Source organism: Mesorhizobium sp. M8A.F.Ca.ET.218.01.1.1 (assembly GCF_004791165.1).
Classification (GTDB): Bacteria; Pseudomonadota; Alphaproteobacteria; order Rhizobiales; family Rhizobiaceae; genus Mesorhizobium.
Genome location: NZ_SRUZ01000001.1, coordinates 769,894 through 794,398, shown reverse-complemented (window position 1 = coordinate 794,398; position 24,505 = coordinate 769,894). Strand labels below are relative to the sequence as shown.

At 63.1% G+C, this 24,505-nt stretch carries 20 protein-coding genes; 13 read left to right on the top strand and 7 right to left on the bottom strand.

Annotated elements, in window-relative coordinates:
* Nucleotides 1–3 precede the first annotated feature (3 nt).
* Complete coding sequence (locus EN861_RS03755) at nt 4–675, top strand: outer membrane protein (protein ID WP_135862433.1); 672 nt, start codon at nt 4–6, stop codon at nt 673–675.
* Nucleotides 676–831: 156 nt separating this feature from the next.
* Nucleotides 832–1,236 carry a hypothetical protein gene (locus EN861_RS03750; RefSeq protein WP_127872932.1) on the top strand — a complete coding sequence of 135 codons (405 nt, stop codon included), beginning with the start codon at nt 832–834 and terminating at the stop codon, nt 1,234–1,236.
* Nucleotide 1,237: 1 nt separating this feature from the next.
* Here the strand turns inward: EN861_RS03750 and EN861_RS03745 are convergent, their stop codons facing one another.
* Entirely contained in the window at nt 1,238–2,011 is a 774-nt protein-coding gene (locus EN861_RS03745; RefSeq protein WP_135862431.1) for a gamma-glutamyl-gamma-aminobutyrate hydrolase family protein, read from the bottom strand.
* 262 nt (nt 2,012–2,273) lie between these two features.
* On the opposite strand from EN861_RS03745, the gene EN861_RS03740 reads away from it, so the two are divergent.
* Nucleotides 2,274–3,383, top strand: a complete 1,110-nt coding sequence (locus EN861_RS03740; protein WP_127278183.1) for a TRAP transporter substrate-binding protein — start codon at nt 2,274–2,276, stop codon at nt 3,381–3,383.
* Between the two features lie 246 nt (nt 3,384–3,629).
* Here EN861_RS03740 and EN861_RS03735 read toward each other — a convergent pair whose 3' ends face one another.
* The 4 genes from EN861_RS03735 to EN861_RS03720 form a co-directional block, all read right to left on the bottom strand.
* Nucleotides 3,630–4,658: a zinc-dependent alcohol dehydrogenase family protein gene (locus EN861_RS03735; protein WP_135862429.1), complete on the bottom strand. Its 1,029-nt coding sequence runs from the start codon at nt 4,656–4,658 to the stop codon at nt 3,630–3,632.
* 19 nt (nt 4,659–4,677) lie between these two features.
* A complete protein-coding gene (locus EN861_RS03730) occupies nt 4,678–6,531 on the bottom strand; it encodes a TRAP transporter large permease subunit (RefSeq protein ID WP_135862427.1) in 1,854 nt (617 codons plus the stop codon).
* Nucleotides 6,528–7,112 (bottom strand): TRAP transporter small permease subunit, encoded by a 585-nt coding sequence (locus EN861_RS03725; protein WP_127872935.1) that lies wholly within the window; start codon nt 7,110–7,112, stop codon nt 6,528–6,530. Before EN861_RS03725 ends, EN861_RS03730 begins: the two co-directional genes overlap by 4 nt.
* A gap of 181 nt (nt 7,113–7,293) precedes the next feature.
* Nucleotides 7,294–8,199: a branched-chain amino acid ABC transporter permease gene (locus EN861_RS03720; protein ID WP_127873036.1), complete on the bottom strand. Its 906-nt coding sequence runs from the start codon at nt 8,197–8,199 to the stop codon at nt 7,294–7,296.
* Between the two features lie 140 nt (nt 8,200–8,339).
* On the opposite strand from EN861_RS03720, the gene EN861_RS03715 reads away from it, so the two are divergent.
* The 10 genes from EN861_RS03715 to EN861_RS03670 all read left to right on the top strand — a co-directional run bounded on the left by EN861_RS03715 (nt 8,340) and on the right by EN861_RS03670 (nt 20,577).
* Entirely contained in the window at nt 8,340–8,948 is a 609-nt protein-coding gene (locus EN861_RS03715; protein WP_127872936.1) for a CGNR zinc finger domain-containing protein, read from the top strand.
* A complete protein-coding gene (locus tag EN861_RS03710; protein ID WP_135862425.1) occupies nt 8,941–9,474 on the top strand; it encodes a hypothetical protein in 534 nt (177 codons plus the stop codon). The genes EN861_RS03715 and EN861_RS03710 overlap by 8 nt, the downstream gene beginning before the upstream one ends.
* 217 nt (nt 9,475–9,691) lie before the next feature.
* Entirely contained in the window at nt 9,692–13,180 is a 3,489-nt protein-coding gene (locus EN861_RS03705; protein WP_135862423.1) for an indolepyruvate ferredoxin oxidoreductase family protein, read from the top strand.
* 144 nt (nt 13,181–13,324) lie between these two features.
* Nucleotides 13,325–15,640, top strand: a complete 2,316-nt coding sequence (locus EN861_RS03700; protein WP_127277792.1) for an EAL domain-containing protein — start codon at nt 13,325–13,327, stop codon at nt 15,638–15,640.
* A gap of 300 nt (nt 15,641–15,940) precedes the next feature.
* The gene (locus EN861_RS03695) at nt 15,941–16,702 is read left to right on the top strand and encodes an acyl-homoserine-lactone synthase (protein ID WP_127277800.1); all 762 of its coding nucleotides are present in this window, start codon (nt 15,941–15,943) and stop codon (nt 16,700–16,702) included.
* A 142-nt stretch (nt 16,703–16,844) separates the two neighbouring features.
* Complete coding sequence (locus EN861_RS03690; RefSeq protein ID WP_015314280.1) at nt 16,845–16,994, top strand: DUF3096 domain-containing protein; 150 nt, start codon at nt 16,845–16,847, stop codon at nt 16,992–16,994.
* Nucleotides 16,995–17,158: 164 nt separating this feature from the next.
* Complete coding sequence (locus EN861_RS03685; protein WP_127277793.1) at nt 17,159–17,383, top strand: aa3-type cytochrome c oxidase subunit IV; 225 nt, start codon at nt 17,159–17,161, stop codon at nt 17,381–17,383.
* An 87-nt stretch (nt 17,384–17,470) separates the two neighbouring features.
* Nucleotides 17,471–18,748 (top strand): Re/Si-specific NAD(P)(+) transhydrogenase subunit alpha, encoded by a 1,278-nt coding sequence (locus tag EN861_RS03680; protein WP_127872940.1) that lies wholly within the window; start codon nt 17,471–17,473, stop codon nt 18,746–18,748.
* Nucleotides 18,745–19,173, top strand: coding sequence for an NAD(P) transhydrogenase subunit alpha (locus tag EN861_RS03675; protein WP_189343545.1), 429 nt, complete (start codon nt 18,745–18,747; stop codon nt 19,171–19,173). The genes EN861_RS03680 and EN861_RS03675 overlap by 4 nt, the downstream gene beginning before the upstream one ends.
* 6 nt (nt 19,174–19,179) lie before the next feature.
* A complete protein-coding gene (locus EN861_RS03670) occupies nt 19,180–20,577 on the top strand; it encodes an NAD(P)(+) transhydrogenase (Re/Si-specific) subunit beta (RefSeq protein ID WP_135862421.1) in 1,398 nt (465 codons plus the stop codon).
* A gap of 79 nt (nt 20,578–20,656) precedes the next feature.
* Here EN861_RS03670 and EN861_RS03665 read toward each other — a convergent pair whose 3' ends face one another.
* Together EN861_RS03665 and gyrB are read right to left on the bottom strand one after the other, a co-directional pair.
* Nucleotides 20,657–21,574 carry a hypothetical protein gene (locus EN861_RS03665; RefSeq protein WP_135862419.1) on the bottom strand — a complete coding sequence of 306 codons (918 nt, stop codon included), beginning with the start codon at nt 21,572–21,574 and terminating at the stop codon, nt 20,657–20,659.
* A 349-nt stretch (nt 21,575–21,923) separates the two neighbouring features.
* Nucleotides 21,924–24,395, bottom strand: coding sequence for a DNA topoisomerase (ATP-hydrolyzing) subunit B (gene gyrB, locus EN861_RS03660; protein ID WP_135862417.1), 2,472 nt, complete (start codon nt 24,393–24,395; stop codon nt 21,924–21,926).
* Nucleotides 24,396–24,505: the final 110 nt, after the last annotated feature.

The window sequence follows — 24,505 nt, the reverse complement described above, 5'->3', positions numbered from 1 at the left end:
TACGTGAAAACTCTTCTTCTTGCATCAACACTACTTGTCGCTGTTTCGGGCAGTGCGTTCGCTGCCGATGCGCTTGTCTCGGAACCTGTTGCTTATGACTGGACCGGCGCCTATGTCGGTGCTCAGATTGGCTATGGCTGGGGAGATGTAGACAGCCACGATTCCGAGATAGGCAGTGGCTTTTCCGACTGGTCTGACTCCTGGAATTCCAACGGAGTGCTTGGCGGTATTCACCTCGGCTATAATCAGGCTTTCAATTCGTACGTTCTCGGCGTCGAAGGCGATATCGAGGCCTCCGGAATGAGCGGTTCGGTGGATTCGGATTTTGCAGGTGCCATCAAAACCAAAATCGATGTTCAGGGCTCGCTGCGCGCGCGTCTTGGTTATGCAATGGGTCCGGCTCTTCTTTACGCCACGGGTGGTCTGGCCGTAGCCCACTTCCGTACCAATTACGACGACGGAGGGACGACTGACAGCACATCCAATACCAAAGCCGGGTGGACTGTGGGCGCCGGCGTCGAATATGCCTTCTCGCAAAAATGGACGACCCGCGTTGAGTACCGCTACACTGATTTCGGCACGTTCACCGACAATCCGGCAACTGACAGCGGCTACAATTATCCGACTGACGTGAAGACCCAGGCTGTCCGAGTCGGTATCAGCTACAAGTTTTGAAATAAAGCAATTGCTGGTTGGGGCCCTATCTCTGCCCTACATCTGAGCGCATGCTGCCGTTTTCGGTGCCGAAAGCGGGTCGCCATATTTATTAACGTCTGCTTAACCCTTTGAAATCATTCTTCATCCTGTCTGTATGTATGGGTGAAGATCAGTATGAAGGCGCTTTCCGCATTGATCGCCGCCGCCGCCTTGTTTGGCGGCATTCAGCTGTTTCATGGCGGCAGCGGTGAAAGCGTCGCCGAGGAGGCTACGCCGTCAAACATCTACAGGCTGGTCGCCAACGGTGACGAGGGGGCCTGCGCGGTCACGCGCGGCGCCTCGGTCTCGGATGGTCTGTCGCTGTTGACCGTGGCGCCGAATTGCCGACGGCTTCTGCCAGGCATCGAGCAGGTGAAATTCTGGCGCCAGCAAAACGACGGAACGGTCGCCTTCAGTGCCGACGGCGTCGATCCGATCGTCACCTTTGCCGTGGCTGACGGCGATGGCTACGAATCCTATGCCCCGGCGCTTCCGTTGTTGTCGCTCGCGGCGGATGGTGACTTGAAGCCGCGAGACTGAACTACTCCGCCGCGGCCCGCGCGCCGGCTTTCGCAGCGGCGTGCAAACGCACCGCATCGCCGAAGGCGCGAAAAATCTTGGCGGAATTGCTGTCCGACTTGACCCAGTATTCGGGATGCCACTGGACGCCGACTGCGAAGGCGCGGGCTCCCTTGACCGAAACCGCCTCGACCGTGCCGTCGGTGGCGACAGCCTCGATCTCGAGCTTCGACCCCAGCCGCTCGATCGCCTGGCGATGCAAGGAATTGACCTTGATGTCGCCGGCACCGAACACGCCGGCCAGGCAACTGCCTGGCTTGATCGAAATGGTCTGGTGAATGGCGAAGCGCTCGTCCTGTTTGTCGCTCACCGCCGCACGGTGGTCCAGCGATCCCTCGCGCTCCTGGATCTCGGTGCCCAGCGTACCGCCAAGCGCCACGTTCAGCTCCTGAATGCCGCGGCAGATGGCGAGCAGCGGCACGCCGCGCTCGATCGCCTTGCGGATCAGCGGCAGCGTCGTGGAGTCGCGCGCGGTGTCATAGGGGCCATTGGCTTCGCTGGCATCGCCGCCATAGAGCGAAGGGTCGACGTTGGATTTCGAGCCGGTGAGCATGACGCCGTCGACCGACGACAGGAGTTCGTCGAAGTCCAGCCGGTCGCCGAACGAGGGCACGAGCAGGGGGAAAACACCGGCACCCGCGATCGCCGCTTCCAGATATTGTTGCGGCGCGGCATGCCAGGTGTAGTTGTCGAATTGACGGACGTCGGTCGATATGGCGACGAGCGGCTGCTGCATTTTGGGTCTGTTTTCCATCTGGCAAGGAATGTCCTGCCCTCAAAATAGGCGATGTCAGGGCATTTTTCCATGCCAAGTTTCAGCGTGTCGCATAGGCCACGAAATCCCCTGTTAGACTATAGTTGCAGGCCCCCATGGCCCCGTCGCCAAATACGGTGGCCGTGCTGGACTCGACCCCCTGCCTGTGTATTGTTTCGCCAGCCGATGCGGGTACGGAGGATGTCTCCGGCGTCGGTCTGTTGATCCAAAAGGGAGGAACTGCATGGATCGTCGTTCATTCATCCGCAAGGCCGGCGTGACCGGCGTCGGTGCAGCCGCAGCGGCGGCCACGCTCGCCGCACCGGCCATAGCCCAGTCCAACCCCAAGGTGACATGGCGGCTGGCGTCGTCCTTCCCGAAGTCGCTCGACACCATCTATGGCGGCGCCGAAGTGTTCTCCAAGATGCTGTCTGAAGCCACTGACGGCAATTTCCAGATCCAGGTCTTTGCCGCCGGCGAGCTCGTCCCTGGCCTGCAGGCCGCCGACGCCACCACGGCCGGCACGGTCGAGGCCTGCCACACGGTGGCATATTATTACTGGGGCAAGGATCCGACATGGGCGCTGGGTGCCGCCGTGCCCTTTTCGCTCAATGCGCGCGGCATGAATGCCTGGCATTATCATGGCGGCGGCATAGACCTGTTCAACGAGTTCCTCGCCACGCAAGGTCTGTTCGGCCTACCGGGCGGCAACACCGGCGTGCAGATGGGTGGCTGGTTCCGCAAGGAGATCAAAACCGTCGCCGACCTCTCCGGCCTCAAGATGCGTATCGGCGGCTTTGCCGGCAAAGTGGTGCAGAAGCTCGGCGTCGTGCCGCAGCAGATCGCCGGCGGCGACATCTATCCGGCGCTGGAAAAGGGCACCATCGACGCCGCTGAGTGGGTCGGCCCCTATGACGACGAGAAGCTCGGCTTCTACAAGGTCGCGCCCTATTACTACTATCCCGGCTGGTGGGAAGGCGGCCCGACCGTCCACCTGATGTTCAACAAGGCGAAATACGAAGAGCTTTCGCCGACCTACAAGTCGCTGCTGCGTACATGCGCCCAGGCCGCCGATGCCAACATGCTGCAGAAATACGACTACGTGAACCCTCCGGCGGTGAAGCGGCTGGTGGCCGGCGGCGCCAAACTGCGCCCGTTCAGCCAGGAGATCATGACCGCGTGCTTCGAGAAGGCAAACGAGGTCTATGCCGAAATGGAAGCCTCGAACGCGCCCTTCAAGAAGATCTGGGAATCGATCAAGGGCTTCCGCAAGGAGCACTATCTCTGGGCGCAGGTTGCCGAATACAATTACGATACGTTCATGATGGTCCAGCAGCGCAACGGCAAGCTGTAGGGTTGAGCCTTGTCCCTTCTCCCCGTCACTATACGGGGAGAAGGTCCCGGCAGGGGGATGAGGGGCAGCGCCGGCTTCGGCGATTGAACGCCCTCGGCGCAAGCCCAACCGCGCATCTTATCAATTCAGCATTGGCGCCGCCCCTCACCTGCCTGCCGGCATCCTCTCCCGTATAGGGACGGGGAGAGGGAAGCTGTCATCGACGGTTTCGCCAATCGCCAACGTTGCAAGATGAAGGACCGCACTTCAGCCCAGGCCTGGCACCACCAGCACCTTGACCTCGCCCGGCGCGGGCGGATTGGCGATCACACCAGGCGCCTCTTCCAGCGACACCTGCCTGGAGATCAGCCGGTCGATCTCGATCGCGCCCGACGCGATGAGCTCGGCGGCGCGGCGATGCGTATAGGGATTGAGGAACGAGCCCAGTACCTTCAGTTCCCGGAACAGGAGGTCGAAGGGCTCGAATTCCGCCTTCATGCCTTGCGGCGTCACGCCGACGATGACGACGGTGCCGCCGGCCCTTGCCAGCCGCATCGACTGCTCGACGGTGTCGCGCACGCCGGCGCATTCGAACACCACGTCGGCGCCGCCGGGCATCAGTCCCGCCCGTCCGGCGATGGCATCGATCACATCGGCGGCTGTGGGATCGACCGTCGCCGTCGCGCCGAGTTCCCTCGCAAGCGCGCGGCGCGAGGCTTGCCTTGTCGACAGGATGATGGTGGTGGCCCCGGCGAGCCGAGCCAGCTGCACCGTGAGCAGGCCGATCACGCCGCCGCCGAGCACGACAACCGAGCCGCCCGGCTTGATCTCGGCAAGGTCGACACCGTGCAGGCAGCAGCCGAGCGGCTCGCAGAATGCGCCATGCGTCGGTTTCAGATCTGCGGGAAGGACAAAGGCCTGTTTTTGCGGCATCACCACATAATCGGCAAAGCCGCCGTCGCGATGGATGCCGATGGCGTTGAGATTGCGGCACAGATTGACCCGGCCGGCATGGCAATGCGGGCACCGTCCGCAGGCGATGTTGGGATCGCCAGTGACCCGGTCGCCGACGGCAAAGCCGGAGACCGCATTACCGATGGCCTCGATGATGCCGGCGAACTCGTGCCCGGGCGTCACAGGCGGCCTGCAAGGGAATTCGCCGTGGAAAAGATGCCGGTCGGTGCCGCAGACACCGCAGGCCTCGATCCGCACCAGAAGCTCGTCCGGACCGGGAACCGGCTTGGCGACCTCGCGCAGCGCGATGCCGCCCACTCTCTCCAACCGCACGGCTTTCATGGCGTCTTCCCCTCCGAGCTCAGTTGAAATTCGGCGGCTGCGACAGGTCCGGCGTCGGTGTCGCCGGCTTGGCCGGCGGCGCATCGCCGAAATTCGGCGGCTGCGACAGGTCCGGCGTCGGTGTCGCCGGCTTGGCCGGCGGCGCATCGCCGAAATTCGGCGGTTGCGACAGCTCGGGCGTGCCGGGCGCGGCCGGTGCGTTGCCGCCACTGGCGGGCGCGCTACCATCCTGCGGGGCGCCGAGCGGCGACAGGCCCGGCACTTCCGGCACCTTGTAGTCGATCGTGCCGGAATCGACGGCCGTGCCCTTGTAGCGCATCACCATTTGCGGGAAGGCGATGGTCAGGCCGATCATGATGACCTGGATGCAGACGAACGGCACCGCGCCCCAATAGATCTGGCCCGTCGTCACCGGCGCGATCTGCTTGCCGGTCAGGCGGTCGAGATAGGGCACACGGGCGGCGACCGAGCGCAGGTAGAACAGCGCGAAGCCGAAGGGCGGGTGCATGAAACTGGTCTGCATGTTGACGCCCAGCAGCACGCCGAACCAGATCAGGTCGATGCCGAGCTTGTCGGCGGCCGGCGCCAGAAGCGGCACGATGATGAAGGCCAGTTCGAAGAAGTCGAGGAAGAAGGCGAGGAAGAAGACAAGGATGTTGACGCCGATCAGGAAGCCGACTTCGCCGCCCGGCAGCGAGGTCAGGAGATGCTCGACCCAGATCTGGCCGTTGACCCCATAGAAGGTCAGCGAGAACACCCGCGCGCCGATCAGGATGAACAGCACGAAGGACGACAGCCGCGTCGTCGAGGCCAGCGCCTGCTTGATCACGTCCATCGACAGCCGGCCCTTCATCGCCGCCATGCCCAGCGCGCCGACCGCACCCATGGCGCCGCCCTCGGTTGGGGTGGCGATGCCGAGGAAGATGGTGCCGAGCACCAGGAAGATCAGCGCCAGCGGCGGGATCAGCACGATCACGACCTGCTGCGCCAGCCGCGACATCATGTTGATGTTTAGGCTGCGGTCGAGAATCGCGACGACGTAGATGAAGATGACGCCGACGGCCGCGCCGAGAATGTCGGCATTGTCGCCATGAGCGGGCACCAGGTAACGGTAGGCGGCATAGGCGATCGCCACGGCCACCACCAACGCGATCAGCAGGGACACCACGCCATGGCCGAGTGTGCGGGCCTCGAGCGGCAGGGCCGGCATCGACTTTGGCCGGACGATCGACATGATCACGATGTAGAGCGTGTATAGGCCCGTCAGCACCAGGCCGGGGATCAGGGCGCCGGCATACATGTCGCCCACCGAGCGGCCGAGCTGGTCGGCGAGAACGATCAGCACCAGCGACGGCGGAATGATCTGCGCAAGCGTGCCCGACGCCGCGATGACGCCGGACGCCACCCGGCGGTCATAACCATAGCGCAGCATGATCGGCAGCGAGATCAGCCCCATGGCGATGACCGAGGCCGCCACCACGCCGGTTGTCGCCGCCAACAGCGCGCCGACGAAGATCACCGCGTAGGCAAGGCCGCCGCGGATCGGTCCGAACAGCTGGCCGATAGTGTCGAGCAGGTCCTCGGCCATGCCGGATCGCTCGAGCACGATGCCCATGAAGGTGAAGAACGGAATGGCCAGCAGCGTGTCGTTCGACATTACCCGGCTGCCGTAGAAATTGTCCGGCAGCGCATAGAGCAGCGGCCATGCGAGATTGATCGCGCCGCCCGAATAGGGCGTCAAAAGCACGCCGATGAAGAAGAACATCAGGCCGTTGGCGGCAAGCGAAAAGGCGACGGGATAGCCGATCAGCATGAACAGGATCAGCGAGGCGAACATGATCGGCGCCATGTTCTGGGCGATGAACTCCATCACGAGCGCACCTCTTCGGCGAGCGCCTTGGCTTCGAGTTCGGCCTGTTCGTGCACGGAAATGAACGGGTTGGGATCATCCATGACGCCGCGCATGATGGCGATCTTCTTGACGATCTCGGAAATGCCCTGCAGCGCGAGCAGGAAAAAGCCGACCAGCAGGATGGCCTTGGCCGGCCACACGATCAGGCCGCCCGCATTGGTCGACATTTCACCGCTGTGGAAGGACAGCCGCACGTAGGGCACGAAATAGAACACCATCAGCGTCACGAACGGCATCAGGAACAGGATGTGGCCGAGAAGGTCGATCCAGTGCTGCACGCGGCGCGAGAACAGGCCGTAGACGATGTCGATGCGGATATGCTCGTTCTGCTTCAGCGTATAGGCGGCAGCCAGCATGAACGCCGCGCCGAACAGGTACCATTGCAGCTCCAGCCATGCATTCGACGAAATGTCGAAGACCTTGCGGATGACGGCGTTGGCCGCGCTCACCAGGATCGCCAGCAGGATCAGCCAGGATACCGATTTGCCGATGAATTCGTTGGCGCGGTCAATGACCCTGGATAGAGCGAGCAGCCCTGCCATGCATTCCTCCCTGATGCGGTGACGCGCGATCCCCCTTTTTCGTCGCGTCGCGTGGCCCAACGGTATGCAGTGCGTGGTCCGGTTGGTCAACACGAGGAGGAAGGATGCAGGCAATCGGCCCTTGCGGCGCGGTGGAAAACCGCAGCCTGACGAAACGTCATGCAACCAAAGTCTGATGGGCTCAGACGATCTTTCCGGTGTCGCGGCCGGCGCCGATCAGGATCAGCATGGCCACCAGGAACAGATACATCCACGCATCGCGCCATTCGACCGGGAAATAGCCGGCCCACAGTGATTCGGCCATGCCGAAAGCGGCCGCGCCCAGCGCGGCCCTTGGCGGCGAGAGATAGCCGCCGACAGCGGTCACGAACAGGATCTTCAGGCCGTAGACAAGGCCGGAACCGAAGCTGACATTGCCGTAATAGAGGCTGGCCATGACCCCGGCCAGCGCGGCGCAGAAGCCGCCGAACAGCACGGCACGCCGGAACACGCCGCGCACGTCGACGCCGCACAGGGCGGCGGCCCTGGGGTCGTCGGAGACGGCACGCCAGCACCGGCCGAAGTTTGAGCGGGCAAACGCCCATGTAGCGAGTGCGACCGCCGCCAGGACCACGGCGCAGTCGAGCACCTGGATCAGCGTCAGCGTCGCCATGAAGCCGGAGCTTTCGGCGAAAACGATGGGCTCGGCCAACATTGGCGGCAGCCACAGATCGTGCGTGTCGGCGGCGATGCGGCTCGCTTCCGAAAGCACGAGCAGGATGCCGAGCGTCGTCACCACGATCGCGTTGGGCGAGCGGTCGGCCAACGGTTCAAAGACGCTGCGCGACAGGACATGGCTGATGAGCGCGGCATAGAGGAACGCCGCGACGACGCCGAACAGCACCGAGGCCAACAGCGTCAGCCACAGCACCTGGTAGGCGAAGGCGACGCTCAGGATCATTGCCTGGCCGCAGAAGGCAAACAGCGCGCCATAGGCAAGGTTGGTGCGGTGCAGGATGCCGTTGGTCAGCACATAGCCGAAGGCGAGCAGGGCATAGAGCGCGCCCGAATGCAGCCCGTTCAGCACCTGCTGGAAGAAATAGAGCATGCTCGACAACACCAGAAGCATCTCGCCCGGAGCATCTCGCCAAGAGCGGATCGGGCAAAGGCGACGATACCGTGCGCATGTGAGGTTTGCATCGGCGAATCTAACTTGTCAAACGCGATTTATCGGTTAGATTTCCAGGAATGACAGTTGCCTGGACCCCACATCGGTTTACCGGCGGCCTGCTCGCGCTCGACACCGCGAATACCGTCGTGCTGCGCGGCGATCCGGAGCGCACGTTCGACCGCTTCGACGATCCGGGGGAAATCGGTCGCTTCGCCGACGCGGCCAGCGGCTTTCGCGCCGCCGAGCTTGGCGACAGGCGCTTGGCGGTGTCCTCGCCGGTGGCAATCGCGCCCATCGTGCTGTCGATCCGCGAGACGACCGACCGGCTGTTTCGAGGCGCGGTGTCGAAGGGCGCGGTTTCCACCGCCGACCTGCCCGAGTTCCTGCGGGCCTGTGCAGACGGCCTGGCTGCCGGCCGGACCGAGATCGGGGCGCCGGGACGGCCGTTCGGCGATCCGGCGACGCCGATCGCCTTCGAGGCGGCGCTGGCGGTTTCAGCCCTTTCTCTGTTGCGCGATGACACGGTCGCAAGGCTCAGGATCTGCCCCAACTGCACCTGGCTGTTTGTCGACAGAAGCCGCAATTCCAGCCGCCTTTGGTGCGACATGGCGGTGTGCGGCAACAGGCAGAAGGCGAGCCGTCACTATCGCCGCCGCATGGCGGCCAATGAGGTCAGGAATGCCTAGAGGATTTTCACGTTCGCTCGCTGCCGGCGCCATGCTGCTTGCCGCCGCGGCCCTCGGCGCCTGTCGCGATACCGGCGGCGAAGGCAAGCTGTTCGAGGTTTCCGGCAAGATATTCGTCTTCAACTACCGTCTCGCCCGGGCGACCTATGTCGTGACGCTGCGGCCCTTGCAGCCGATGGGCGAGGGCCAGGTGGCGGTTGCCAGCTTCCAGAACCCCGCCGGAGGTGAACCATTCGTGGTCGAGCAGAAGGTCTGGCCGAAGCTCGACAAGGTGAGCCTGGAGAGCCCGGCGCTGACCTGCGTCGTCAAGAACAAACCCTATGCCATCGCCATCAGTATCAAGGGCGCCGATGGTGCGGTCCTGCAGACCATCGACACCACGCTGATGTCGACGGAAGATCAGTCGATCCTGCCCGACCGGCCGCTGGTCATCGACCAGCTCTATACGGCCAATCCCGATCTCGTCGGCCATCCCGACGGCAAGCTGCCCGGCGAGCCGAAGCCGGACTGCTCGAAAGCCGGCTGACACCTTCCGACGGCATCGATTTCGTCTGGAATTTTCGTGCGCCGTCGCGCTGTCGGCGCACGCTTTCATGCGCGGTCCACCATCCGCCGGACTGTTTGTTGCGCGTTGGCTGGTCCTTTCGATTTTGTTTGACCTGCCTTGCAAGGGAAGAAAGGATACGTCATCCGATCCCGACGTTGGCCGCTGCCCCGCGCGGCCTTCGCAGAGGAAATGCCTGATGACGCTGCATGATGTCGCGCTCGACGACAAGTTCGATCTCGGGAAGGAGCGCATCTTCCTGTCCGGCGCGCAGGCGGTCATCCGCATGCTCCTGATGCAGCGCGAGCGCGACCGCCGCGCTGGCTTGAACACGGGAGGGTTCGTCTCCGGCTATCGCGGCTCGCCGCTCGGCGGCCTCGACATGCAGCTGTGGAAGGCGAAAAAGCAGCTCGCCGGGGCCGACATCGTCTTCCAGCCCGGCCTCAACGAAGAGCTGGCCGCCACCGCCTGCTGGGGCTCGCAGCAGACGGAGCTGCTGGGCGAGGGCACCCATGATGGGGTCTTTTCGGTCTGGTACGGCAAGGGGCCGGGCGTCGACCGTTCGGGCGACGTGTTCCGCCACGCCAATCTCGCCGGCTCGTCGAAACATGGCGGCGTCCTTGCGCTCATGGGCGATGACCACATGGCCGAATCCTCGACCAATGCGCACGCCACCGAATTCCTCTTCGTCGATACCATGGTGCCGATCCTCAACCCGGCCGGTGTCCAGGAGATCATCGACTACGGCCTCTATGGCTTTGCCATGTCGCGCTTTGCCGGCACCTGGGCGGCGATAAAATGCGTCAAGGACAACATCGAATCGACGGCTTCGGTCGATGCCTCGCTCGAACGGTTGAAGATCGTCGTCCCGGATTTCGACATGCCGCCGGGCGGCCTCAACATCCGCCACGAGATCGACATGCTCGGCCAGGAGGAGCGGCTGCATGAGCACAAGCGTGCCGCGGCTTCCGCCTTCATCCATGCCAATGGGCTGAACAGGATCGTCTATTCGGGCGGCCGCAATCCGAAGCTAGGCATCATCACGCTGGGCAAGAGCTATCTCGACGTCCGCCAGGCGCTGGAGGATATCGGCATCGACGAGGCGGGAGCCAACCGCATCGGCGTGCGGCTGTTCAAGGTCGGCTGCCCCTGGCCGCTAGACCTGCAGCACATTTCCGAGTTCGCCCGCGGTCTCGACACCATCGTCGTCGTCGAGGAGAAGCGCTCGCTGATCGAGGTGCAGCTGCGCGAGAGCCTTTATGGCACGGCCTCGCCGCCGGTCATTGTCGGCAAGAAGGACGAGCGCGGCGACTGGCTGTTCCCGGCCAAGGGCGCGCTGGACCCCAACGAGATCGCCATAGCGCTCGGCGAGAGGATCGTGAAGACCATCGGCCCGTCCGAGGAGATTTCGGCAAGGGTCGCCAAGCTGCGCCAATTCCAGGCGATGCTGGCGGACGCCACCGACATCGGCTCGCGCACGCCCTTCTTCTGTTCGGGTTGTCCGCACAATTCCTCGACCAAGGTACCTGATGGCTCGATCGCCGCCGCCGGTATCGGCTGCCACTTCATGGCGCTGTGGATGGACCGCAACACGCTCGGCTTCACCGCCATGGGCGGCGAGGGCGCGCAATGGGTCGGCCAGGCGCCGTTCTCCAGGCGCGACCACATCTTCCAGAATCTCGGCGACGGCACCTACAACCATTCCGGCACGCTGGCGATCCGCTTCGCCCTGTCGAGCGAAGCCAACATCACCTACAAGATTCTCTACAACGACGCCGTCGCCATGACCGGCGGCCAGCCGCATGAGGGCGGGCTGACCGTGGACATGATCGCCAGGCAGGTGCGGGCAGAGGGCGTCGACCGCATCGCTGTCGTCACCGACGAACCCGACAAATATGCGGGCAAGGCCGAGTTTCCGGCCGGCGCCACCATTCATCATCGCGACGACCTCGACCTCGTCCAGCGCGAGTTGCGCGACGTCAAGGGTGTGTCGATCCTGCTCTACGACCAGACCTGCGCCGCCGAAAAGCGCCGCCGCCGCAAGCGCGGCACCTTTCCCGACCCCGACAAGCGCGTTTTCATCAACGAACTGGTCTGCGAAGGCTGCGGCGATTGCGGCGTGCAGTCGAACTGCGTCTCGATCCAGCCGGTGGAGACCGAATTCGGCCGCAAGCGCAAGATCGACCAGTCGAGCTGCAACAAGGACTTCTCCTGCGTCAACGGCTTCTGCCCGTCCTTCGTCACCGTGCACGGTGCCAAGATCCGCAAGGCCGAAGGCCTGGCCGGCGGGACCGACCCACTTGAAGGCGTGCCGACACCAGCCGAATTCCCGCTCGGCGTCGAGGGCTGGGCGGCGATCATCGATGGCGTCGGCGGCACCGGCGTCGTCACCATCGGCGCCGTGCTTGGCATGGCGGCGCATCTGGAGGACAAGGGCTGCGGCATGATCGACATGGCCGGCCTCGCCCAGAAGGGCGGTTCGGTGTTCACTCATGTCCGCATCGCCCGCACGCCGGAAGACATCAATGCCATCCGCGTTTCGGCTGGGAAGGCCGACCTCGTACTTGGCTGCGATCTCGTCGTGTCGGGCGCCAAGAAGGTGCTGACCGCGGTGCGCGAGGGGCATACGATCTTCCTGGCCAACACCGCCGAGATCATGCCGGGCGAATTTGCCCGATCGGCCGATTTCTCGCTGCCGGTCGAGCGCCTGAAGAAGGCGATCCGGTCCGCCGCCGGTGACGACAAGGCGCATTTCTTCGACGCCACCCGCACCGCCACCGCACTGTTCGGCAATTCGCTCGGCGCCAATATGTTCATGCTCGGCTTTGCCTTCCAGCACGGCGGTCTGCCCCTCTCGGCCGAAGCTGTTGAAAAGGCTATCGAATTGAACGGCGAAGCGGTGGCGATGAATATCGCCGCCTTCCGCTGGGGCCGCCGCGCGGCGCATCAGCCGGATTTCGTGCGCGGCCTCGTCGCCCAGCCGGGCTTCGCCGACAAGGCCGGACAGGCCGCTTCGGTCGCTGAGACGCTCGACGAGATCATCGCCCGCCGTGTCGCCTTCCTCGCCGCCTATCAGAGTGCTGCTTACGGCAAGCGCTACGCCGACAGGATTTCGACGCTGCGAGCGGCAGAAACGAAGGCCATGCCGGGTTCGACCGATGTGACCGAGGCCGCGGCCAAAAGCCTGTTCAAGCTGATGGCGATCAAGGACGAATACGAGGTGGCGCGGCTTTACACCGACGGCTCCTTCGCCGCCGAGCTTGGCAAGCAGTTCCAGAGCTACGAGAAGCTCGAATTTCATCTCGCGCCGCCGATCATGGGGCGTCGCGGCAATGACGGCAAACCGAGGAAATCGAGCTTCGGCCCCTGGATGATGAAGGGTTTACGCGTGCTCGCGGCGATGAAGGGTCTGCGCGGCACTGCTTTCGATCTGTTCGGCTACACCGCCGAACGGCGCATGGAGCGGCAGTTGCTGGCACAGTACGAAGCCGATCTGCAGCTCGTGGCCAACTCGCTGGCGCCGGGCAAGATCGAGGCCGCGACAGCCCTGGTCTCGGTCCCGGCGCTGATCCGCGGCTACGGCCATGTCCGGCGGGCAAGCGCCGAAAAGGCGGCGGGCGAGCGCCGCAGGTTGCTCCAGCGGCTGACCCAAACGATGCCGATACCGGTTCTCAGTGCCGCTGAGTGATTCCTCCACCAATGTTCAAAGCCTTTTTCGGGCTGTAAGCCCCTCTCGCCTTGGCAGGCGGACCGAAGCCGTTGCTTAACCCCCTGTTCTAAGCCTTTCTTAAGGCGGTTGTGGCATGACAAGGCCTAGCGTTGGGCCGACCATATGGGCAAAACAAAGACCGAAAGCATCCCCGCGGATGTTTATATCCAATTTGTGCGGTCGTTGTTCGACAACGCGCACATGTTGGTGATCGGTGGCGCGTGCTACTGGATCCTCGGATTCATGATTTATCAGCGCACGCAAAATCTGTTGTTTCTGGCCTTTTCTTTTATTCTACTGCCGATCAGCCTTCTCCGTTACTTCGGTATTCGCAGCTTCCTGAAGACCGGCGGCATGATTGCCGATGTCGAACACGCACACCGATTGGAGCGCAGCTACATCTTCAAAGGCTGCTTGCAGGGCCTCGGTTTGGGTGCGCTGTGCTTCGTGTCGATCTATGTGTATCCCGACCCATTCGCCGAACTGGCGGCGATGTCGCTGACGTTGGCAACCCTGGTCACGGTTGTCGCCCGCAACTACGGTTCTCCGCGCATGGTGCGGATTTTTTCCGTAACCTTCATCGGTCCGATGGCAGTTGCGCTCCTGCTGCGTCAGGATGCCCCGTCTGTCGTCCTCGGTCTGATGATCTTCCCGATGACGTTCATTACCATCAACAGCGCCGACCATGTTCGCAATGTGCTTTTTTCCGCGGTCATCGGCCACCAGCAGGCGAAAAGCATAACGCGCAGGTTCGACCGCGCGCTCAACACCATGTCGCACGGCCTAGTCATGCTCGGCCCTGACGGGCGTGTCGCGGTCGCCAATGCCGAGGCCGCTCATCTGATGTCGCTGAAATCGGCCGACGCGCTGCTCGGGCGCTCCATCCACGGCCTTCTGATGCGCGGCGTCGCCGGCGGTATGCTGGCGCCGAAGGACTGCCGCTACGTCGAGGCGCAGCTGACTCGCGCCCTGCGCGAGGGCAGGGACCGCAAGGTGCTTGTTTCGCTCGCCAACGGCCAGCATTACGAATTCTCCGCGCGCGAAGGCAGCCAGGAACTCGGCGTGATCACCTTCGAGGATGTTACGGCGCGCGTCGAAGCGGAGGAAAAGATCCGGTTCATGGCGCGCTACGACAATCTCACCGGCCTTCCCAACCGTGCCTATTTCCACGAACTGGTCGGCGAACTGATGGCCTCCGGCGACCGCGACCGCCTGTGCGGCCTCGCCGTGATCGACCTCGACGATTTCAAGAGCGTCAACGACACGCTCGGACATCCTGTCGGCGACGGGCTGATTTACGCCGTCGCCGATCGCCTGGCGGCCATCGCCGGGCAAGGCCTTACCGTCAGCCGCTTCGGTGGCGATGAGTTCATGCTGTTCTTCGACCGCATCGATGATGAGAGCCACCTGGAGAGCCTGCTCGACCGGATTTTCGCCGAGCTGCAGGGAGAGGTCGACGTCGCGGGCCACGGGTTGCGGATCCAGGCCAGCGCCGGCGCGGTGCTGTCCAAGGTCGGCGGGACCGATGTCGACGCCATGATCGTCAAGGCGGACCTGGCGCTCTACAAGGCCAAGGAGCTCGGCAAGAACGGTTGGCGGCTGTTCGAGGCGGCGATGGACGCCGCGTTCCGCAACCGCCAGCTGATGAAGGCGGATCTGCGCAGTGCCGTGGAAAGCAGGGACCTGCGGGTCGTCTACCAGCCGATCGTGGCGATGAACACCATGCGCATCGCCAGCTGCGAGGCGCTCTGCCGCTGGGACCATCCCGATCTCGGACCGATTTCGCCCAGCATATTCATTCCGCTGGCCGAGGAGATGGGCATCATTTCCGAAATCAGCACCTTCGTGCTGCATGCGGCTTGCACCGAATGCGCCAAATGGCCTGACCAGACCAGCGTCTCGGTCAATCTCTCGGCCAGGGATTTCCGCAGCCGCGACGTCATCCAGAAGGTGCGCGATGCGTTGGCGAACTCCGGCCTCGCCGCCGGCCGCCTAGAAATCGAAGTCACGGAAACCGCGCTGCTCGACGACAAGTCCTTGACCCGCCAATATATCGAGGAACTGAAGCAGCTCGGCGTCCGCATCGCCCTCGACGATTTCGGCACCGGCTATTCAAGCCTGAGCTATCTCCATAAGCTTCCACTCGACAAGATCAAGATCGACCGGTCGTTCGTGATGGACATCACCCACAATCCGCGCTCACTCGAGCTGTTGAAGGGCGTCGTCGATCTGACCCGTATCCTGGGGCTTACCGTCACCATCGAAGGCGTGGAGACATTCGAGCAGCTTAAGGTCTTGATGCATTCGGTGAAGCCGGATCTTGTCCAGGGCTTCCTGTTCGGCGCAGCGCTCAGCGCGTCGGGTATCGAGACGATGTCGAACGTCACCTGGCCATTTGCCGCGGATCTGCGTCTCGCCGCCAAGCGCACAGCCGGCTAGCTTTCGCCGCAAATTCCCGCCCATCGAAGTCAATAATGTGCGTTGCTTGGATCGTGTGGCGGGCTCGTACGAACCAGCATATTTGGCAGTGACTTGGAACAATTCCAAGCAAAGCGCTCAGTAGTTTTCACGCGAACTTGGATCTGGACGCCAAAACTGCTCCTTTAGCCAACACCACTCTGCCGCCAGAATCTCGGGTCGTTAAGGTTAACAAGTGGTAAATTGGTAGGGTCGAATTTTCGGCTTGTGTCTCATTTCAACTCGAATAGCCTGTTCAGAGGCGGATACGAGGACTTGAGAATGGATGCTGCAAGAAACGATGCGCGGGCTGGCGCCGGCGCAAATGCTGGGTCGGCGCTAAACCATTCGATCATGCAATTGCTGGAGCATGTCGACTATCGTCTCATCACTGGAGGCGAGGATCTGGAGGCGATCTACCGCCTTCGCTATCATTCCTACCTGCAATCGGGCATGTGCGGCCCGATCGCCAGCGGGATGTTCGAGGATCGCTGGGACAATCTGCCGAATTCCTATCGGTTCGGCGTCTACTTCGATGGACACCTGGTCAGCACACTACGGCTCCACTACATTTCCCGAGAGCACCCTCATTCGCCGTCCGTCGACGCCTATCCGGAAATATTAACCGAGCGGCTTGCCCGCGGAGAGACATTCATCGACGGGACTCGCTTCGCAACCGATGCCGACAGTGCGCCCGCGCCCGGAGTCCTGCCTTTTCTGACGCTCAGGCTTGGCATGGTGGCCGCCAGTTACTTCAACCTTACGGCAGTGCTTACGCCGATCAAGATCGAGCATTCCGCTTACTATGCTCGCATCTTCCATGCCATTCAGAGGACAGAGGGCAAGGTGTTCCCGGGTGTTCTTGCGCCGATCGCTCTGTTCGAAATCCCCTGCGGCGAAAACTTGCGCCAGACACTCGAACGGTTCCCGTTCTTTAAGTCGACGGCGGTGGAGCAGCGGATGATGTTCGCTAATCCGGCCATCAACCGGCTGACGCCGCTGTCCATCGTACCGACGGCGAAATACTATCGCGACGCTGCCTGAACGGGCGCCTTCCTGGCATCATGAACCTTTCCCGCGGATCTGCCGTTATGAGTAGCGGCATCGCCATCGAGTATCGCCGCAATTCTGCCCAACGGGCGTTCGCCCCGGGCGTGACGCATTGTTCGTGGGAAGGAATACGGTCATGACCATCCACTCGCTGGCCCTCACGCCGCTCATTTCGCTGATTGCCGGCGTGCTGATCCTCATCATGCCACGGCTGCTGAACTACATCGTCGCGCTCTATCTGATTGTCGTTGGACTGCTGGGCCTGTTTCCGCATCTGGCCGGCTGAGACAGCGGGTCAAGCGTGCCGCAAAGCCGCCGATTGCCCGGCATCGGCGGCCAGTTTCAATTTTCCCTTGAGGCAGTTGTCGGCTGCGATGCGGCAATAGCGCCATTGCTCTGCGCCCAGCTTTTCGGTATGTGCCTGAAAGATGTCTTCGAAGGGGTATTCCTATGGCTGAGCACACGCCGACCGGTCCTGTAGAACTGGGCGCGAAGATGGACTATGCCGAGCATGACCGTACCTATGCGGGCTTTCTGGCGCTGGCCAAATATGGCTCGCTCTTCTGCGGCGCTCTGCTTCTGGCGATGGCTTTCGGCTTCTTCGCGGGCGGCTTTTTTTCGGCGACCATCCTGTTCGTGCTGATCATGGCCGTCGGCGCCTTCATTCTGCGATAGACCTTCCAAAACCCTCTTGCGGTTGACGTAGCCGGATATCCCGGTCGACACGTCGCGCAGACAGGTTCCAGCCGAAAGGATCATGCGGTGGGACAGACGGTTTTCATCCCTCGTGAGCTCGATGCGAACGAGCCGCGCGTCGCGGCATCGCCCGATACGGTGAAGCGGCTGGCGGGCCTGGGTTTCGACGTCATCGTCGAAGCCGGCGCCGGCACGAGATCGCGTATCCCCGACGAAGAATTCGCCAAGACAGGTGCCGTCATAGGCAAGGCCTCGGATGTCGCCAAGGCCGATGTCGTGCTGAAGGTTCGCCGGCCAACGGATGCCGAGCTGAAGAGTTACAAAGCTGGCGCCGCGGTGATCGCCATCATGGATCCCTACGGCAACGATGCGGCCGTCGCGGCCTTGGCCAGGGCCGGCGTCACCGCCTTCTCGATGGAATTCATGCCACGCATCACCCGCGCCCAATCGATGGACGTCCTGTCCAGCCAGGCCAATCTTGCCGGCTACCAGGCGGTGATCGACGGTGCGTCGGAATATGACCGGGCGCTGCCGATGATGATGACGGCGGCGGGCACCGTGCCTGCAGCGAAAGTGTTCATCATGGGCGTCGGCGTCGCCGGGCTGCAGGCGATCGCCACCGCGCGCCGTCTCGGTGCCGTCGTCACCGCCACCGATGTGCGCCCCGCCGCCAAGGAACAGGTCGCCTCGCTCGGCGCAAAATTCCTGGCGGTCGAGGACGAGGAGTTCAAGGCCGCCGAGACCGCCGGCGGCTACGCCAAGGAAATGTCCAGGGAATACCAGGCCAAGCAGGCGGCACTCACCGCCGAGCACATCGCCAAGCAGGACATCGTCATCACCACGGCGCTGATCCCGGGACGGCCGGCGCCGAAGCTCGTCTCCGCCGCCATGGTCGCCTCGATGAAGCCGGGCTCGGTGCTCGTCGATCTCGCTGTCGAGCGCGGCGGCAATGTCGAGGGTGCCGAGCCAGGCAAGATCGTCACCACCGCCAACAATGTGAAGATCGTCGGCCACCTCAATGTGCCCGGCCGTGTCGCCGCATCCGCCTCGCTGCTCTACGCGAAGAACCTGTTCGCCTTCCTCGAGACGCTGGTCGACAAGACGACCAAGACGCTTGCCATCAACCGCGACGACGACCTGGTCAAGGCGACGATGCTGACCGATGGCGGCAAGGTCGTTCACCCGGCCTTCGCCAAGGCGGACCAGCAGCCCTATGTCGAGCCGGCGGTGATCCCGGCCACGACCTTGGTCGCCGATGCGTCCACGCCTGCGCCGAAAAAGGCGGCAGCGAAGAAACCTGCCGCACCCAAATCGCCCGCGTCTAAGCCGAAAGGGACCGCGTGATGGATCAGACCTTGCAGAAAGCCCTGGATCAACTCGACCAGGCAAGTGCTGCCGTCAGGCTCGCGGTGCAGAACCTGGCCAATGCCCCGGGCGGCACCGAGGCCGCCGGTAATGCCGCGCACGCGCTGTCGGGCGGCGCCATCGATCCCTTCGTCTTCCGCTTCGCCATTTTCGTGCTGGCGATCTTCGTCGGCTACTATGTCGTTTGGTCGGTGACGCCCGCCTTGCACACGCCGCTGATGGCCGTCACCAACGCCATCTCGTCCGTCATCGTCGTCGGTGCGTTGCTCGCCGTCGGTATCGCGGCTTCGGGCGTTGCCGCAGGCTTCGGCTTCGTCGCGCTGATGCTGGTCTCGGTCAACATCTTCGGCGGCTTCCTCGTCACCCAGCGCATGCTGGCCATGTACAAGAAGAAGGACAAGTAGAGCGCCATGAACGCCAACTTCGCGTCCTTCCTCTACCTGGTTTCCGGCGTCCTGTTCATCATGGCGCTGCGCGGCCTGTCGCATCCGACAACCAGCCGCCAGGGCAATCTCTACGGCATGATCGGCATGGGCATCGCCATTGCCACCACGCTGGCGCTGGCAACCCCGTCCGCTGGCCGCTTCGGCCTGATCGTGCTTGGCCTCGCCATTGGCGGCGGCGTGGGCGCCGTCACCGCGCGCCGCATCGCCATGACCTCGATGCCGCAGCTGGTCGCAGCCTTTCACTCGCTGGTCGGCCTTGCCGCCGTCATGGTGGCGGCAGCAGCCATCTACGCACCGGAGAGCTTCGGCATCGGCACCGCTGGCGACATCCATGCCCAGGCCCTGATCGAGATGAGCCTCGGCGTCGCCATCGGCGCCATCACCTTCACCGGCTCGGTCATTGCCTTCCTCAAGCTCGATGGCCGCATGTCCGGCAAGCCGATTATGATCGGCGGCCGTCACTTGATCAACGCCGCACTTGCCATCGCCCTGGTCGTCCTGATCGTGCTCCTGGTCGGTACGGAATCGAAGCTGGTGTTCTGGCTGATCGTCGCCGCCTCGCTGGTGCTCGGCATCCTCCTGATCATCCCGATCGGCGGCGCCGACATGCCGGTCGTTGTCTCGATGCTGAATTCGTATTCGGGCTGGGCAGCGGCGGCTCTCGGCTTTACGCTCGGCAATCTGGCGCTGATCATCACCGGTGCGCTGGTCGGCTCATCGGGCGCGATCCTGTCCTACATCATGTGCAAGGGCATGAACCGAAGCTTCATCTCGGTCATTCTCGGCGGCTTCGGCGGCGAGGCGGCCGCCGCGGCTGACGACGGCATCGAGCGCACCGTCAAGCAGGGTTCGGCCGACGACGCCGCCTACCTGATGATGAACGCGCAGAAGGTCATCATCGTGCCGGGTTACGGCATGGCGGTTGCGCAGGCGCAGCACGCGCTGCGCGAAATGGCCGACAAGCTCAAGGCCAACGGCGTCGATGTCAAATACGCCATTCACCCGGTCGCAGGCCGCATGCCTGGCCACATGAACGTGCTGCTGGCGGAGGCCAACGTGCCTTACGACGAAGTGTTCGAGCTCGAGGACATCAACTCCGAATTCGCGCAGGCCGACGTCGCCTATGTCATCGGCGCCAACGACGTCACCAACCCGTCCGCGCGTGATGACAAGAGCAGCCCGATCTACGGCATGCCGATCCTCGACGTCGACAAGGCCCGCACCTGCCTGTTCGTCAAGCGCTCGCTCGGTTCTGGCTATGCCGGCATCGACAACACGCTGTTCTACAAGGACGGCACCATGATGCTGCTCGGCGACGCCAAGAAGATGACCGAAGAGATCGTCAAGGCGATGGATCACTGATCCGGCCGATCTTGACTGTCGAATAAAGAAAGAGCCCGGTCGATGCCGGGCTCTTTGGTGCTGTCCTGATGCTTTGCCTTCATCCGTTGGTCAGGAAAACGGCTTCCTCTTCGTCGCGCTGCCTGCCGCCGAGAGCCGCGGCCGCACTGGCGATGAAGGCGCCGATGACCAGCGACAGGGCACCGAGAAGCGCAAAGGTGGCGCTTGCCTTTCTTGCCGTGTCGGCCGCCTGCTTCGCCTTGACCTTCGCGTCCTGCGCCTTCGCCAGCACCGCGTCGACACGTGTCTTGGCGTCAGCCTCGGAAAGGCCGGTGCGCGCGGCGACCAATTGCGCAAGATAGGTCTTGTCTTCCGCGGAGACCTCGCCCGCGACGGCGCCGGCGATCAGGATACGTGAGGCCTGCCCGGCTGCCGCGGCTTCATCGCCTGGATTGGCGGCCGCGAGCTTGGCCGGATCGGCCGGCCGGAACAGCGAATCCACCAGATAGGAGGTCGCATTGTCGGCCGATGCGCCGCTGGCATTGGCCGAGGCGCCGGCCGACGCACCCATGGCGGCTCCCGAGGCCACGGTGGACGCGGCCTGTACACCTGATCCAATCGCGGCGGAAAGCGCCGAGCCAAGTACGCCTACAACGAGAAGCGTGGCCAACGCCCAGGCGAGAAAGCCGTGGGCGGTGTCCCGGAAATAGACCTCGTCGGTGTGGATGCCGACCCATTTGGTACGCAACCGTCCTGCCAAATAGCCCCCGACAGCGGAGGAAAGCCATTGCACGATGACCAGCCAGACGGCGGTGGACACCGCGAAGGTGGTGATCGATGCGCTGGAGCCCGACCATGGCGAAACCATAGTGAGCCCGAGGCCCGAGCCGAGCAGCATGAGGATGAATGTCAGCGTCGAGGCCGCGAAGGCGCCGGCAATGATCGGTCCCCAGCTGACCGCGGTGGAGGACGATTCCGTCGAAGCGGATACGTTGACAGCCGATAGGGCGGACTGCATTTCAGGCCCCCTACCGTACGAACAGCATGATGAGGATGATGATCGGAATCGGAATGCCGAGCAACCAGAGCAAGATGCCGCGTCCCATGGATGTCTCCTTGTGAGAAATTGTGATCGATACTGTCACAATGTCTCTCGGGAGCTTCCGTTCCGATGGGCTATGAAATGATTTTGTTTGCCGGCGATGGAACAAACTGGCGCGGCGTAGAACGGTTCATTGTCTCACGAAAACGCGGAACCGCTCTATTCGTTGTCTTGACGAAGTCCCCCAGGGGAAAGCGCTATCGCTTTTCCCCGGAAAACCGTTCCGCACTTTCTGGAATTGCCTGGCGCGCCGATGGGCGGTCGGTCAAATATCCAGGTTGGCGACCGACAGGGCGTTGTCCTGGATGAATTCGCGCCGTGGTTCCACCTCGTCGCCCATCAGCCGCGAGAACAGGCTGTCGGCGTCGGTCGCGTCGTTGACCTTGACCTGCAGCAGCGAGCGCACATTCGGGTCGAGCGTGGTCTCCCACAACTGCTCGGCATTCATCTCGCCGAGCCCCTTGTAGCGTTGCATGGTCAGTCCTTTGCGGCCGGTCGCGAAGACCGCGTTGAGCAGCGCCAGCGGCCCCGAGACAGTTTCGGACACATCCTTGCGGCGCAGCACCGGCGGCATCTCGTAGATCTCGCTGAGGCGCTGCGCGTAGCGGTCGAGCTGGCGTGCATCGGCGGAATTGATCAGCGCCATGTCGAGATGGGCGTATTCCTTCACGCTGCGCACGGTGCGTTCGAAGACATAGCCGCCGATACCCTCGTTCGACGTCGACATGCGGCCGGTCCAGCCGCGCTCGGTGTCCTCGGCAATGATGTCGAGGCGTTGCGCGATCCGCTCCGCCATCGCGTTGGCACGGCCAAGATCGGCGAAGACATCGGGATTGAGCCCGCCGGCGATCGCCGCCTGCTCGACGACGTTGCGGTTGTAGCGCGTGTGCAAGCCGTTGATGAGCTGGCGCACGGCCAGCGCGTCGGCAACGGCGCCGTGCAGATCCTGTCCGGTCCGCACTTCCCCCGAGCCAAGTGTAAGCGAAGCCTCCTCCAACCCTGAATCGATCAGGAATTCCTCGAAGGCGCTCTCATTCTTGATGTATTGCGAGCTCTTGCCGCGCGTCACTTTGTAGAGCGGCGGCTGGGCGATGTAGAGATGGCCGCGCTCGATCAGCTCCGGCATCTGCCGGAAGAAGAAGGTGAGCAGCAGGGTCCTGATATGGGCGCCGTCGACGTCGGCGTCGGTCATCAGGATGATCTTGTGGTAACGCAGCTTGTCGGCGTTGAATTCGTCCTTGCCGATCGAGGTGCCGAGCGCGGTGATCAGTGTGCCGATCATGTCGGACGAGAGCATGCGGTCGAAGCGGGCCCGCTCGACATTGAGGATCTTGCCGCGCAAGGGAAGGATCGCCTGGTTCTGCCGCGAACGGCCGCCCTTGGCGGAGCCGCCTGCCGAGTCACCCTCGACGATGAAGATTTCGGACTTCGCCGGGTCGCGTTCCTGGCAATCGGCCAGCTTGCCGGGCAGCGAGGTGACCCCAAGCGAGGTCTTGCGGGTGATGTCGCGCGCCTTGCGCGCGGCTTCGCGCGCCGCCGCGGCCTGGATCACCTTGTCGACGACCACCTTGCCCTCGGTCGGATGCTCTTCGAGCCACGTGCCGAGTGCTTCGTTGACCAGCCCTTCGACCACGGGACGGACTTCCGACGAGACCAGCTTGTCCTTGGTCTGCGACGAGAATTTCGGATCGGGAACCTTGACCGACAGCACCGCCGTCAGGCCTTCGCGGCAATCGTCGCCGATCAGCGACACCTTTTCCTTCTTGGTCAGGCCCGAGGATTCGCCATAGCCGGTGATCTGGCGGGTCAGCGCACCGCGAAAACCGGCCAGATGCGTGCCGCCGTCGCGCTGCGGAATGTTGTTGGTGAAGGCCAGCACATTCTCGTGGTAGCTGTCGTTCCACCACATCGCCACTTCGACGGTGATGCCGTCGCGCTCGGCCCTGATGGCGATTGGCTTCTCGATCAGCGGTTTCTTGACGCGGTCGAGATATTTGACGAACTCTTCGAGGCCCCCGTCATAGTGCAGTTCATGCCTCACGACGTCCGCATGACGGGCGTCTGTCAGCACGATGCGCACACCGGAGTTCAGGAAGGCGAGTTCGCGCAGCCGGTGCTCCAGCGTGCCGAAGTCGAACTCGACCATGGTGAAGGTCTCGGCGGACGGAAAGAAGGTGATCTCGCTGCCGCTGCGGCCCTCATTGGTGCCCGGGCGCTTGTCCTGCTCGTAGCTGCCGGTCGCCTTCAGCGGCGCGTCGGCATCGCCATGGGTGAAACTCATTTCGAAGATCTGGCCGTTGCGGCGGATCTTGAGCTTCAGCCAGGCCGACAGCGCGTTGACGACCGAGACGCCGACGCCATGCAGGCCGCCAGAAACCTTGTAGGAGTTCTGGTCGAACTTTCCGCCGGCATGCAGCTGCGTCATGATCACTTCGGCCGCCGAAATGCCCTCGCTGGGGTGAATGTCGGTCGGAATGCCACGGCCATTGTCGATAACCGTCACCGAGCCATCGGGATTAAGCGTCACCGAAACCAGGTCGGCATGGCCGGCCAGCGCCTCGTCGATGGCGTTGTCGACCACCTCGTAGACCATGTGATGCAGGCCCGAGCCGTCATCGGTGTCGCCGATATACATGCCCGGCCGCTTGCGGACAGCATCCAACCCCTTCAAAACCTTGATGGAATCGGCGCCGTATTCGGCTTCAGCGCCGTTGGTGTTCTCGGTCTGGTCGCTCATGAAAACCTGTTGTCTAGATGCCGCTTGTACAGCGCGAAAAATCGGCCCCGAATCGCGCTTCTGATATCGACTAGATATAGGCGCTAAAGGCGGTTTTTCCAAGGTTTGCA